The sequence below is a fragment of the Paenibacillus sp. AR247 genome (assembly GCF_002968895.1).
GTDB lineage: Bacteria > Bacillota > Bacilli > Paenibacillales > Paenibacillaceae > Paenibacillus_AQ > Paenibacillus_AQ favisporus.
The window spans coordinates 869,646-882,711 of the sequence record NZ_PCZT01000009.1 but is presented as its reverse complement, the minus strand read 5'-3'; the positions used below and the strand labels follow the sequence as shown (position 1 = coordinate 882,711).

Here is a 13,066-nt window from a genome sequence, read left to right as displayed (position 1 = left end):
ATCCCGATTTGGAGCATTCCCGGATCAACAGGCGACTGGCGGAAGAGTTGGAACGGCGGGGCAATGTGACCGTACATCGGCTCTATGAAGCCTATCCGGACGAAAAGATCGATATTGCAAGCGAGCAGGCGCTGCTTCTGGCGCACGACCGAATCGTGCTTCAATTTCCTTTTTTCTGGTACAGCTCGCCTTCCCTGCTGAAGAAATGGATGGATGAAGTGTTCGAGTTTGGATGGGCCCATGGACCAGGCGGGGTCAAGTTGAATGGAAAAGAGCTGATCATCGCCATCTCTTCCGGAGGATCTCCTAGCATGTACCAAGCTGGCGGATTTCACAATTACTCTTATAGCGAGCTGCTCCGTCCGTTCCAACAGACGGCAAACCTGACCGGGATGGTTTATCGGTCGCCGTTTGTCATTGGCAGAATCCGCGAAGTCAGCGATGAGCAGCTGGAGAAGTATGCCGCAAAATACGCGGACTATGTAGAAGGCGCGAAAGCTGTATCAGGCACAACAAGTGCTTAACATGGTAAAAGATTAGTTCCCACGCATAAGTTAAAGCCCCTTCCAGGCGCCCAAGCGCTGCTGTGAAGGGGCTTTTTTCGTTTAGTTGGTAGGGCTTCCGCTATGATGGATATTTTCGCGTGAATACAATCCGTTTTGCCACCAAGTCAGCTATTGTACCGCTTTTTGCTGGCTTGTAATCGTTCCCAGGTGGATAGCTTCGTGCATCAAGGCAAAGTTGAACAACTCGGCAGCGGTCGTGAATTCAAAGGGTCCCAACACGAACGGGGACTTCAGATCCTGCTGAAGCATATCCGGCGTAATCTCCGAAATCTGGGACAGCTGATTGGCAAGCTGCTGCACCAATTCTTCTTGGGATGGCGGAGCAATCGTCCAGTCGGCCGGCTTTGTACCGCTGTTGAACAGCGTTTCGTAGGAAGCCGGAATAGTCGACGCTGAACCGAAGCACAGCTGCTGATATCGATCGAGCCAAAATACGATATGCCCGACGTTCCAGCGGATCGTATTTCGAAAACCTGCCGGCGTTATGTCGAAGAGCGATTCCGGTATGCCCTGTACCTGACCGATCACCAATTGATGCAGCACCTTGCCCGTATTCACGATAGATTGTGTACTCATTTGTAATTCCTCCTTAGTGGTTTGTGGGGTGGTTTATTTCGTTCTTGTTACCAAGTTTACCGGTCCAGACCATAAGCAACAATCACGTAATTCCGATGGTATGAATCGTTTTCACTAATGGATCTTTCATCGTATGGGAAATCCTTCCGTCCTCCGTTATACTGGATATAGAACTTAACATGGCAGCATACGAAACAATGGGAAGGAGACGTTCATGGAACTTCGACAGCTTGAATACTTTGCAGCGATATGTAAAGAAATGCATTTCTCCCGGGCAGCCGAGAATCTCTGCACGACACAGTCGAATTTGAGCCAGCAAATCAAGTTTCTGGAAAAGGAGCTGGGGATGCCTCTGTTTGACCGTATCGGCAAAAAGATTGCCTTAACCGATGCCGGCCGGATCCTGCTCGAACAGAGCCAGCTGATCTTTGAGAGGGTGGATTACATTCAGGGGGCCATCTCGGATCTTAAAAAAATGGAGGGCGGCAAGCTGGACATCGGCATTCTGCCAGGGGATGGGGACCTGCTGTTTGACGCGCTGCTGCTTGATTTTCACCGGGCTTACCCCAAACTGTCCATTTCGGTCAACGAAACGACGAACGTATATGAAGAGGTTTTGGCCGGGAACAGAGACTTGGGCGTTACGACGATGCCTGAGCGGCCCGACGACCGTATGGCCATCATCCCGCTGTTTCATGAGGAGTTTGCGCTTGCCGTACGATCGGATCATCCCGCTGCCCGATTAAAGGCAATCCCCTTTGAACAGCTAAAGGAGCTGGATATGGTCACGTTCGGCCCCGATCACCAGATCACGAAGCTGATTCGAGCCTGCTGCCAGGAAAAAGGGATGGAGCTGCATCACGCGATGGTGACCTCGACGCTTTCGACGCTTCTCTCTATGGTAGAGCAGGGAATTGGAGCATGCATTCTTCCCCGGTTGCTGCTCGACAACCTTGGCCGGGAACAAATCACTGCAGTCACACTTCTGCATCCAACACCGAGCCAGGAGATCTGCATCATTTACCGGACGGATAAATATTTGGGGAAGGCAGGCCGCATATTCATTGAGGCATTACAAGCTTACATAGAGCGTGTAATTGAAAGCGCAAACCGTTCGCTTGGGTAGATGGGGTATCAAATGAAGTAGGGGGAGTCCCATTGGAAGTCTTTCATAATCAACCACAATCGGATTTTACAGGGATCAAGCTAGTGTTGATTTATGTTCTGAATGTGATGACCATGAACAAAATTCCTTGGACACGCAACACGCTTGCGGCTATGAAAATGAAGATGGATCATCAGAAGCGAATTCATATATACCGGTAAACGCTTGTTACTAGATTATAAAAGAGGAGAGATGACATATGCGCATCCAATTGGACCGTTTTCCTAACGGTGTGAATAAGGCGGTGACGCTCAGCTTTGACGACGGGCGGGACCATGACCGCAAATTAGTCGGTCTGCTGAACGACTATGGCCTCAAAGGGACGTTTCATCTGAACAGCGGGAATCTCGGCAAAGCAGGATATATTGACAAAACGGAAGTCGCGGCATTGTTTGAGGGGCATGAGGTTTCGGTTCATACGGTGGACCATCCCTTTCTGGAACAGACGCCCCCGGATCAAGTGCTGGAGCAGGTGGTGGCAGACCGCAAGGCATTGGAGGAGCTTGTCAACTATCCGGTCAAAGGGATGAGCTATCCGTTCGGCACCTACAGCGATCAGGTTGTGAACATATTGCGGTCCATCGGTATCGAATACGCCCGTACGGTGAACAGTCATGGCGGCTTTCATAAGCCGGACGACTGGCTCCGCTGGCATCCGACCTGCCATCATAAGCAAATGGTCGAATACGCCGATCAATGGATTCCTATGCAGCAACGATATTCGAGAATGTCGCTTTTTTACGTCTGGGGACACAGCTATGAATTCGATAACGACAATAACTGGGACTTGGTAGAGCGGTTCGGTGAGATGATCGGCGGCAAGGACGACATTTGGTACGCGACGAATGCGGAAATTTACGCCTACTGCAAGGCCGTGGAAGGACTCCGGTACTCTGCCGATTCACGCCTCATTCATAATCCGTCGGCCCAATCGGTATGGGTCAGCGTAGATGGGGACCCGATCGAAGTCCGTTCTGGGGAAATCGTCCGTTTATAACCAGACCATAATAATCCAGACCCTTTTATGAGGAAGCCGTTAGGTGCGGCTTTCTTTTTTGTTGCCACTCCAGGTCGGCCTGGATCGGCGTTTCGTAACAAATTCCATGTCCATCGTAACTTATTCATACTGGCAGCATCCCGCGCACGATTAAGATAGACATGGATTCACCATTAAGCGTGATCGTCTAAGGCTTTTTCATCACACACGCAGGGAGTGCAGGCCAGTGAAAAAAGCAGTTGAATCTCCAAGCATGAATATGCGCGAGCATGTCTCACGTGCGGATTTGCATTATCGTCATACCGTGGAGCGGAGTGAGGGCGGCCTTCCGCTCGGAAACGGCCGGATGGGCAGTCTCATTTGGACGTCCCCTTCGGCGCTCAAGTTTCAAATCAACCGGGCCGATGTGTATGCGAACGACAGCCGTACCAACAGCTTCAACAAGCGGCACTCGGATTATGCTTACGGCTGCGGCTTTGTTGATATTGATCTGGTGGATTATGGCGAAGATGTGTTTAGTGACAAAGGAATTCGTCAGCATCTAAGCCTGTATGACGCGACAGCATCGATTGCGGGGATTGGGGTGGCGGCCGAGGCCTTTGCTGCGTCCGGGCATGATGTGTTCGGCGTCCGGATCCATGATCGGCGTCCGGCGCCGCAGGTGATCAACATTAAGCTCAAAATGCTGCGCCCGGCAGAAGTCGTAACCAAAAACCACTCGGCTGTGTCACGCCTCATGATAAGGGACGGCATGATGGTGCTTCATCAGCAATTCCGCGAAGGAGACTATTTCTGCGCTTCAGCGGTCGTTATTGCGGTCACTGGAAGGGACGCTCAGGTAAGGATGAACGACGAGTACGGCGGCCGGAAGCCAGTAGGCGCTTATCGGGAAAGTCTGGTGATCGGGCAGCCGAATGAGATGGAAATGCGCCTGTGCGTCCAACCGGGAAACGGCGCTGCATGGGTTAAATCGTGAATAGGCGGGATAAAGAAATGGAATAAAACAAATCTGGCGAAGTCGTATGATATCGATTCACACCGAAGAGCAAACGCGCATCCGGCGGATTGGAAGGTGATCGAGAGGGACAGGTTTCTTAACCACCTGCAGGATTCAGGTAAAAGGAAACTTCTAGAAATCGGTGCCGGATCAGGGATAGACAGCCTTTACTTTAAAGATCATGGTCTAAAGGTAACCAGCATTGATTTATCCAGTGAAATGGTGCGTTACTGCAGAGAAAGAGGGCTGCAGGCGTATGTAATGGACTTCTATCATCTAACATTTGAGGACGATTCGTTTGATGCTGTCTACGCCTTAAACTGTCTGCTGCATGTGCCCAAAAATGAATTAGGCGGCGTGCTGTCGGAAATCAAACGAGTGATGAAGCCTGATGGATTATTTTATATGGGATTATATGGAGGCAAAGATTCCGAGGGGGTTTGGGAAAACGACTGGTGTGAGCCAAAACGGTTTTTCGCCTCTTATTCAGATCGTTCCATCCGAACGCTGGCCGGGCAATATTTCAAGGAAATCAGCTTTCAAACCGTTCCTTTAAAAGAGGATGAGTCCTATTTTCAGGGACTCCTGTTACAGAAATAAAAAATGAAATCCAGGGCGGGCAGTAACTTGGTTCGCAAACATGAAGACACGGAGGTTTCAAATGGTCACAGCGGATATTTTGTCCAAAGCGGCCGCATCGTTTGACTTTGATGTGAATACGCTGGAGTTTGTTAGTCATTCAACGAATGTGGTATACCGGTTTTCGAAAAACAATGAATATTATTTCCTGCGGATATCGGTTAAGCCTCTCGCCTACGCAGAAAAGATACACGCCGAATTGGAATGGGTACACGATTTGGTACACCATGGCGTAAACGCCTCTCTGCCGATCTTAACGAAGGATCAACAGCTAACCGCCGTGTATGAAGAAGACGGGCAATGTTTTATTGCCGCTGTTTTTTGCATGGCACCGGGAAAATTCTTCGAGAAAGGCAACCCTCACTTATGGGGGGCAGACATCTATCATGCATGGGGAGAAACCATGGGGAAGATGCACAAGCATTCAAATTCCTATATACCTATGGTGAAGGGCAGGCAAAGAGATCATTGGAGCAAGAGCGAGTTCAGCAATCCGAATTTGCATCATGGGAAGTACAAGGTGCTTCTCGAAAAAATTACAAAGCCTTGAAGATCATATCGATTTGCTCCCTCGGGAGGTCAATGCTTATGGGCTGATCCACAATGATTTTCATCCCTATAATTTCATGATCGACGGAGATACGATTACCGTATTTGATTTTGACGACTGCATTTATGGCTGGTATACGCTGGACATTGCCATTGCGGCAGCACATGCGGTTTGGTGGGGGTCCCCTGGAGAAGACCGAAATTCAAAAAATGAATTTGCCCGGAGATTTTTGGATGATTTTCTTGCAGGGTACTTCAAGCATCATCAGTTGGACTCTCATTGGATTCAGCGGATCCCCTTGTTTATGAATTACCGAAATATATGTTCCTTCTTCTGGTGGCTGCAGGATTGGGATGGTGATGAAAGTAAACTGAATGATTTTCAGAAGAATGCAATAACAGAGGCGGTGAAAATCATCGCGGATGGCCGCTCCTTTGACGGCTGTGAGATTGAAATGTAGCTTTACCAATTTCAAAGCGTCAGGGCCGGGCTCCTGAATGACCTTCACTACATGGGAAAGGGGAATACGCATGAATTGGAAGAATAGCATCTTTGCTGTTGCGTGTACCGGGATCGCTCTGTTGTTGTTCTTTATTTTGATCATGTACAACAATCCCCAAACCAGAGGCCGAGTATCTCTTGAAAAGCAATTGAACGCGATCATTGCTAACCACGCTGTTGATCAAATCAAGTCCTGAATGTTGATGTTTATATCCGCAAAGGTGATTGGAAGGTCATGGGGATTCATTTGCAGTAAACCTTTGGATTCAGAATCAGCGATAGATCGGCCACCTTGAGGTACAAGATTGAACGATAAGCAAAAGCCGGAGATTCCCGTTGAAGGAATTCCGGCTTTGATTTTGCTACCCTTGATTTATGCTTAGGCCGTGAGCTCCTTCAAAATCTGTTTCGGCAGAATCCCCGATTCCTGGTAAACGAGCTTGCCATCTTTGAATATAAGGGTGGTCGGTATGCTCATAATTTGAAATTGGGAAGAGGTCACCGGGTTATCATCTACATTTACTTTAATCACGTTAACCGAACCGCTTGTTTCCCTTTCAAAATCCTCCAGAATGGGAGCAAATATTTTACAAGGACCGCACCATGATGCCCAAAAATTCACGACCGTTACGCCTTCTGTCTGCATCATATTTTTAAACGTTGTGTCTGTTGCATGCTGAATCGCCATCGTTATCTTCCTTTCAATAATAGATTTCCCGACTCAAATCTCTCTGGTGTACATGTTCTGATCCTGCAGTCGAATCAGTACTTTGCCAAAACGCCCGCCCTGTTGGAAGGTTACTTGTCCAGACGGATATGCTTGGTCCAGATAGTCCGCAACGATTGTTTGGTTGCGCTCATCGACAGGCAGACCATGTCTGCGAAGCCAGCTCATCATCTCCTGCAGCGCTTCTTCCTTCGACATCTCCACCGTTTTCGTTTCCCGGGTGACCAGGGACTCATAGGAATAGCCTTTGAGATACAGCAGATGGAGCAAATATCCCATTTCCGCTGGTTTGGACTTGAAAGGTTCGCCGGTGACGAGCGGCCAAATTTCGTTGACCAGACTATGTTCTGCGGACGAAACAGGCAGACTGATATAACAGAATTTTCGGGCACATTGAAGCACTTTCTCTACACTCTCCCAGTCGCGAATGACCGGGCACATCGAAACGAAGACGAGATCGAAAGCCTGGTTCAAGCCATTGGCTTGAACGTCGATTTCCTCAAACGGTACGGGCATAATCTTTAATTGGCCTTCGTCAAACTTGGCTATGTTTTCTCGCAGCAATTCAACTTGTGGTGGAGAGGACTCGACGGCCGTCACACGGGCTCCCCGCTCTGCAAACGGCACCGAAAATACGCCCGAAGCGGCGCCGATGTCCAGCACTGAGGCATTCTTAAATGATACCCCTTGTCCCTCAATCCAGTTCAAGATCCGATGGGTTCGTTTTCTTCCCTCCGGGCTAAATGACTGCTCATGGAAAGCCTTGGCTTTATGATCAAAGTCTCGAGAAGGGTCGATGCCGGCCTGTTTGGACCTGTTGATATAGGTGTCGGGATCTTCTTTCCACGCTTTTTCCCAGCGGGCTTCATTAAAAAAATCGCTCATGATCTTTTAAACCTCCATAGATCTGTTATATCCATAATTGGAACAAAAAAATAAATTTGTTTGTATGTTTAAAACATTAAGGCTCTTGCTTGTCCGAAACCATCGTAAACCTCACACCAAAATACTTATAGAGAAGAGGGATGGTTCAAGTGAGATCCTCCTTTCCGTTCGATAATATTATAGACCTACAATATCCATAATAAAATATACTCCATGGATTTGCAATGCTTTCTTCAGAAAAATTCATTGTATAGCTGTTCATATCCCTTCATAATTTTGATACGAGAGACTAAGATCTTAATTAAAGAACGTTAATGTTTGACAAAGGAGGAGTCATTCGATGTACAAGGCTATAGTCAATGATGATACATACATTTCGATTCTGGAAGACAGGCATGCTAACGAGCTTTATCATTTAATTGACAGCAGTCGTGAATCAATACGGCAGTGGCTTCAGTTTCCTGATCTTACGCATAAGGTCGAGGACACAAGAGCCTTTATAAGCAGGTCATTAAAAAGATTCGCCAATAACGATGGGTACTGGGCTGGTATATGGTATAAGGAACAGATTGCAGGGTCCATAGGTTTTCTAGGGATCGATTGGGAAGCGGGTCGAACAGAAATAGGCTACTGGCTAGGCTCTTCATTTGAGGGGAAAGGTTTAATGACTTCTGCATGCAGTACGTTTGTCGCTCATGCGTTCCGTGATCTGCGGCTTCGTAAAGTCGAGATCGGCGCAGCTGTAGGCAATATCAGGAGCCGAGCGATTCCGGAACGATTGGGCTTCACGCAGGAAGGGATTATCCGGAATTACGAACGTTTACATGACCAATATTTAGACAGAGTCATTTACGGTCTTACGCAACAGGAGTGGTTAGACCAGCAAGCCATGTCCTAATTGGCTATCCGATCATTGGTAACCACCAAAACGAATATAAACGAATGTTACCAAACAAGTGTAACGTAAAATGGTAAAATCAACCTGCTAGAGAAGTGTTACACATCATAAAAAGTGAGGTTCGTGAATGACACTGATTGAAGTCCGCCATTTTACGAAAGACGATTTTCAGATGCTGGGTGATTTGTATGCTACCGTAACTTCAAGGGGAGAAACGGTGTTCTGGTGGGTTGGAGAGGAAGCAAATTGGCCGAATGTGTTCATTGCGGTGGAGGGAGAACGAATCATCGGAAAAGGGCAGGTCAGCGTCATTTCGGAAATCCCGGCTGGCAGCCCGCAGGACCATAAACACCATATTTATCTCAACTTGAAGACGCGTCCGGAAAGGGAGAGTGACTATCATCTCTATGATCTGCTATACGAACCTTTGCTGAACAGGGCATACGAGTTGAAAGCAGCCCTGCCCCCGGCTCATCAGACGTTGATTGGGATCGGTAACCAGTCCACGGAAATGAACAACACCCAATATTTTATATCGAAAGGATTCGGTTACAGTAAAAGTTTGTATACCATGCAAAGAGCACTGGTTGGAGAAATGAATCCATTTGCTCTTTCCGCACCTAATCGCTGTATCCAGTGGGACATGCCGTCGGAAGCCAGCATCCATGAATACTTGGCAGCAGACATGGAAATTTGGCCGGGGGCTCCAATTGGGATGGAGCGGCTCATGGAAAACCGGAAGAATCGAGCGTGGACTTCTTTTGTCGTCCGGGAGAATGATACGCTGGTCGGCAGCGTGATGGCATGGGTGGATGCAGAGGGGGATGGCGTCATCGAAGATGTTTTTGTCAGAGAACCTTGGCGACAACAGGGCATTGCCAAGCATTTGCTGTACCAAGCGCTGACCTATCTCAAAAATATCGGATGTGAGTGTGCCGAACTGCAGGTTGAAACGGCCAATTCATCGGCTTTATCCTTGTATCATGCCGTGGGGTTTAGAGAGGTATCGGAGGAAGTACGGTATGAGCGTGACTTGTAACCATTAAAAAAATCAGGCAGCCGGATCGTTTTGTCGACCGGCTGCCTGATTCGCATTAGGATGGTTAATTTATTTATTCATCGTATCATCCAAGCCGGGCTGTGGGCCGAACCACCAGCTCGTTCACATCGACGTCCGCCGGCTGCTCGATCGCATAGGCGATGGCCCGGGCAATAGCGGAAGCAGGAAGAGCGTTACGCCGGTACGTTTTCATAAATTCCCTTGCCCCGTCATCCGTAATGCTCTCAGCGAGCTCGGATTCCGTTACGCCGGGAGAAACGAGCGTTACCCGAATGTCTGCATCAATTTCCTGCCGCAAACCTTCCGTGATGGCGCGAACGGCGTATTTGGTTGCACAGTATACCGCCGCCGTCGGTGTCACCGAATAAGCCCCGATGGAAGCCACGTTAATTATATGGCCGGATTGCTGCTCCTTCATCACGGGTAGACCTGCGGCAATACCGTGCAGAACCCCGCGGATATTGACGTCGATCATCCGGTTCCATTCGTCGACTTTCAAAGCTTCCAACGGTGATAGCGGCATCACGCCGGCATTGTTCACAATGATATCGATCCGTCCGAACCGGCTCTGCGCCAAGCGGATGATGGACTGCATTTGCTCGATATTCGTCACATCCAGCTGTTGATATAAGGCGGACCCTCCTTCTGCCTCAATAAGGGAAGCCAGTGCTTCCAGTCTTTCTACGCGTCTGGCCCCCATGACGACATGGGCGCCCCGGCTGGCGAGAAGCTTCGCTGTAGCTTCGCCGATCCCGCTGCTTGCACCTGTAATAACAACTACTTTTCCATTGATTTCGGACATTGAACATTTCTCCTTTGGATTTGATTTATGCTAAGTTGCTCGATTCGAACTCCTGTGATGAAAAAGGAAAATCTCCCTGCTAATTTTCACGATAGAGAATCATGCCGGCGTGGTAGAGCACCGAATCACGGAAGTCACCGTCCGCTGTAAACCCTGTATCATCCACATATTCGATATGGTCGCCTACAATGGTGTACCTGCCTTGATAAGCGCTCTTCCGATTACCGCGCGCTTCGTCATACCGCCCGTTCGGCAGCAGCTCATGCCGGATGTAACCGTCTTTTGTCACCCACATGCCGACATACGGATGGGATTGTTCGTTTTGTGCAGCCATTGAATATTCTCCTTTCCTTTGCGAAAACCGGATTGAATTCTGCCTTGACATCGTTTTCTACAGTTATGTGATCCGGACCCTGTTTCGCATTTCTTACATGTTCATTATCGTTCTTTCGGGAATAGGGACGGTAGCCGGATCATACAAGATGATTGCCTAATCCTCCAGAAGCGGATAAAGTTAAGCTAATCATATAGATCAAAGGGGGAAGAAGAGGATGGATGAATGGTTCGAGAAACAAAGAAAGAACTGCTCCGGATCATCGAGAAGTTCACACCAGAGGACGGTACGCATGAGACAGAAGTTCCCGGTTTGCGCTTCATTCGCTCTTCCCGGTTATCCGAACCGGTATATTCTGTCTATGAACCTTCCCTTTGCGTTGTGGCGCAGGGTTCCAAGGTGGTCATGCTGGGACAAGAGGTGTATCAGTACGACCCGAGCAGCTATTTAACCGCTTCAGTCCAATTACCGATCACAGGGCAAGTGATGGAGGCATCGAATGAAACACCGTATTTAAGCCTGCAGATCCTTTTTGATATGAACCAAATATTTGATGTGATTCAAGCATCCGATGATGCCATCCGAGCTGGGAATGAGACCAGCCGGGGGTTGAAGGTAAGCCAGCTCAACGATACGCTTCTGGATGCCGTGCTGCGGCTTGTGAAACTGGTCGAAACACCGCGTGATATTCCAATGCTTGCGCCTTATGCCATGCGGGAAATTATTTACCGGGTGCTTCAGAACGAGCACAGCGCATCTCTGATGCAATTTGCCGTGATCGGAAGCCACGCACAGCGAATCGCGGGGGTGGTTGAGAAGATTAACCGCGATTTTGCCCTTCCTCTTCGCGTAGAAGAATTGGCTGCGGAGGCCCGTATGAGCACTTCGTCTTTGTACGATTATTTCAAGGAAGTCACAGGGATGAGTCCGATCCAGTACCAAAAGCAGATCCGTTTGCAAGAGGCGCGCCGGCTGCTCTTCTCCGAATCGATCGATGCGGCGGAAGCTGCGTTTCAGGTCGGATACGAGAGTCCGTCGCATTTTAGCAGGGAATATGCCCGGATGTTTGGGATGCCGCCGGTCCGGGACCTACGCCGATTGCGGAGCGCGATTGTTGACGAAATGACGATTTCGGCGGAAATCAAATGAAAGGAAATGAATTTATGGATTTTAAGTTGTGCCTTATTCCTTATGAAGATAAGACACTGCTGTACAATCTCATACAGCTATACCGCTACGACAGCAGTGAGTTTGATGGGCATGTGCTGAACAGGCACGGTCAATACTTATACAAATACATTGATCATCAATGGACAGATGAATATCGGAGGCCCTTTATGGTCTCTGTGGACGGGGAAATCGCAGGATTTGTTCTGGTCAGTCTGGATGTACCCCAGGAGTATATGAAATTGAGCAAGGCTGAGAAAACAAATTTAATCAGCGATTTTTTTATCATGAGAAAATACCGGAGGAGAGGGGTAGGCAAAAAAGCTGCCTTTACCTTATTCGGGGAGTTCAAAGGGACATGGGAGATCAGGCAAACGGTTGGCAACAAGCCGGCGTATGCTTTTTGGAAACATGTTATTTCAGAGTATAATCAACACGATCGTTATTGCGAAGAATTTCTTCAAAACGAGCAGTGGCATGGTCCGGTCTTTGTCTTTAATTCTGATACAGACGAGTCCGATGAAATACAGTGACGTGATTTATAATTGTAATCAAAATAACAAGTTGTTGGATTGCAGATCGTAAGGGTTTAACAATACTTTTATCTTCATGTTGACATATCGGGAATTATCGATATAATAAAAATCATGAAATCACTTGAACCCATTGAAGTGTTTAAAGCATTGTCCAATGAAGCGCGTTTGCAAATTTTAGAGTGGTTGAAAGATCCTCAAGCCTATTTTGGCCCCCAGGAAGGGGTGGACCTGATCGAAGTTGGGGTTTGCGTAAGCCAAATTACTGCCAAGCTGAACATGACTCAATCGACCACATCCCAGTATTTGTCCGTGCTGCAGCGGGCAGGTCTGATCCATGCAACCCGAATTGGTAAGTGGACCTATTACAAAAGGGATGAAGAAGCGATTCAGGCCATCGCCTCGTACATCCAGAAAGACCTGTAATGATAGAGACTGGATTCAATTCAATGAATTCAGTTTTTATATACAAAACAAATCGATAATTCGAGATATGTAAATATCGATTTTATTTTTTATCCAATACATCGACATATCTCGAATTGTGATTAAATGATAAGGAGATGTTTTCAATGACCAACCCTTCGATTTTGACCAACGATACGCATTCCAGCCAAACTAACCGATCCTCAAGGACCGCCACACTTGTGATTGTTGCTCACTCCCGTA

General features: G+C 48.0%; 17 protein-coding genes and 1 pseudogene. 12 read left to right on the top strand and 6 right to left on the bottom strand.

Going from position 1 to position 13,066, the window contains the following annotated elements; genetic code table 11:
* On the top strand, window positions 1–524 hold a 524-nt coding region (locus CPT76_RS12175), incomplete at its 5' end, for an NAD(P)H-dependent oxidoreductase (RefSeq protein ID WP_105443113.1).
* 150 nt (window positions 525–674) lie between these two features.
* On the opposite strand, the gene CPT76_RS12170 is transcribed toward CPT76_RS12175, so the two are convergent.
* Window positions 675–1,142 carry a DinB family protein gene (locus CPT76_RS12170; protein ID WP_076166093.1) on the bottom strand — a complete coding sequence of 156 codons (468 nt, stop codon included), beginning with the start codon at window positions 1,140–1,142 and terminating at the stop codon, window positions 675–677.
* Between the two features lie 214 nt (window positions 1,143–1,356).
* Between CPT76_RS12170 and CPT76_RS12165 the strand changes: the two genes are divergently transcribed.
* The 6 genes and pseudogenes from CPT76_RS12165 to CPT76_RS42055 all read left to right on the top strand — a co-directional run.
* Window positions 1,357–2,268: a LysR family transcriptional regulator gene (locus CPT76_RS12165; protein WP_105443112.1), complete on the top strand. Its 912-nt coding sequence runs from the start codon at window positions 1,357–1,359 to the stop codon at window positions 2,266–2,268.
* A 238-nt stretch (window positions 2,269–2,506) separates the two neighbouring features.
* Entirely contained in the window at window positions 2,507–3,304 is a 798-nt protein-coding gene (locus tag CPT76_RS12160) for a polysaccharide deacetylase family protein (RefSeq protein WP_105443111.1), read from the top strand.
* A gap of 226 nt (window positions 3,305–3,530) precedes the next feature.
* On the top strand, window positions 3,531–4,280 hold the full coding sequence (locus tag CPT76_RS12155) for a hypothetical protein (RefSeq protein WP_105443110.1): 750 nt from the start codon (window positions 3,531–3,533) through the stop codon (window positions 4,278–4,280).
* 96 nt (window positions 4,281–4,376) lie between these two features.
* Window positions 4,377–4,901: a class I SAM-dependent methyltransferase gene (locus CPT76_RS12150; RefSeq protein ID WP_258168337.1), complete on the top strand. Its 525-nt coding sequence runs from the start codon at window positions 4,377–4,379 to the stop codon at window positions 4,899–4,901.
* A 61-nt stretch (window positions 4,902–4,962) separates the two neighbouring features.
* Entirely contained in the window at window positions 4,963–5,490 is a 528-nt protein-coding gene (locus tag CPT76_RS12145; RefSeq protein WP_105443108.1) for an aminoglycoside phosphotransferase/kinase family protein, read from the top strand.
* Window positions 5,447–5,683, top strand: a pseudogene (locus CPT76_RS42055) (phosphotransferase); the annotation flags it as partial. The gene CPT76_RS12145 and the pseudogene CPT76_RS42055, both read left to right, overlap by 44 nt.
* A 9-nt stretch (window positions 5,684–5,692) precedes the next feature.
* On the opposite strand, the gene CPT76_RS39555 reads toward CPT76_RS42055, so the two are convergent.
* From CPT76_RS39555 to CPT76_RS12130, 3 genes are all read right to left on the bottom strand, one after another.
* Window positions 5,693–6,094, bottom strand: coding sequence for a hypothetical protein (locus CPT76_RS39555; RefSeq protein ID WP_258168336.1), 402 nt, complete (start codon window positions 6,092–6,094; stop codon window positions 5,693–5,695).
* Window positions 6,095–6,370: 276 nt separating this feature from the next.
* Window positions 6,371–6,679 carry a thioredoxin gene (gene trxA, locus CPT76_RS12135; RefSeq protein ID WP_105443106.1) on the bottom strand — a complete coding sequence of 103 codons (309 nt, stop codon included), beginning with the start codon at window positions 6,677–6,679 and terminating at the stop codon, window positions 6,371–6,373.
* Between the two features lie 33 nt (window positions 6,680–6,712).
* Entirely contained in the window at window positions 6,713–7,603 is an 891-nt protein-coding gene (locus tag CPT76_RS12130; RefSeq protein WP_105443105.1) for a class I SAM-dependent methyltransferase, read from the bottom strand.
* A 340-nt stretch (window positions 7,604–7,943) separates the two neighbouring features.
* Here CPT76_RS12130 and CPT76_RS12125 point away from each other — a divergent pair, with 340 nt between their 5' ends.
* Together CPT76_RS12125 and CPT76_RS12120 are read left to right on the top strand one after the other, a co-directional pair.
* Window positions 7,944–8,501 carry a GNAT family N-acetyltransferase gene (locus CPT76_RS12125; protein WP_105443104.1) on the top strand — a complete coding sequence of 186 codons (558 nt, stop codon included), beginning with the start codon at window positions 7,944–7,946 and terminating at the stop codon, window positions 8,499–8,501.
* Between the two features lie 127 nt (window positions 8,502–8,628).
* Entirely contained in the window at window positions 8,629–9,540 is a 912-nt protein-coding gene (locus CPT76_RS12120; protein ID WP_105443103.1) for a GNAT family N-acetyltransferase, read from the top strand.
* Between the two features lie 85 nt (window positions 9,541–9,625).
* Here the strand turns inward: CPT76_RS12120 and CPT76_RS12115 are convergent, their stop codons facing one another.
* Both CPT76_RS12115 and CPT76_RS12110 read right to left on the bottom strand, forming a co-directional pair.
* On the bottom strand, window positions 9,626–10,363 hold the full coding sequence (locus CPT76_RS12115) for an SDR family oxidoreductase (protein ID WP_105443102.1): 738 nt from the start codon (window positions 10,361–10,363) through the stop codon (window positions 9,626–9,628).
* Between the two features lie 79 nt (window positions 10,364–10,442).
* On the bottom strand, window positions 10,443–10,697 hold the full coding sequence (locus tag CPT76_RS12110; RefSeq protein WP_105443101.1) for an Atu4866 domain-containing protein: 255 nt from the start codon (window positions 10,695–10,697) through the stop codon (window positions 10,443–10,445).
* 225 nt (window positions 10,698–10,922) lie between these two features.
* Here CPT76_RS12110 and CPT76_RS12105 point away from each other — a divergent pair, with 225 nt between their 5' ends.
* The 3 genes from CPT76_RS12105 to CPT76_RS12095 all read left to right on the top strand — a co-directional run bounded on the left by CPT76_RS12105 (window position 10,923) and on the right by CPT76_RS12095 (window position 12,823).
* Complete coding sequence (locus tag CPT76_RS12105) at window positions 10,923–11,846, top strand: AraC family transcriptional regulator (protein WP_105443100.1); 924 nt, start codon at window positions 10,923–10,925, stop codon at window positions 11,844–11,846.
* Complete coding sequence (locus tag CPT76_RS12100) at window positions 11,843–12,397, top strand: GNAT family N-acetyltransferase (protein ID WP_258168335.1); 555 nt, start codon at window positions 11,843–11,845, stop codon at window positions 12,395–12,397. Before CPT76_RS12105 ends, CPT76_RS12100 begins: the two co-directional genes overlap by 4 nt.
* A 114-nt stretch (window positions 12,398–12,511) precedes the next feature.
* The gene (locus CPT76_RS12095; protein WP_105443099.1) at window positions 12,512–12,823 is read left to right on the top strand and encodes an ArsR/SmtB family transcription factor; all 312 of its coding nucleotides are present in this window, start codon (window positions 12,512–12,514) and stop codon (window positions 12,821–12,823) included.
* Window positions 12,824–13,066: the final 243 nt, after the last annotated feature.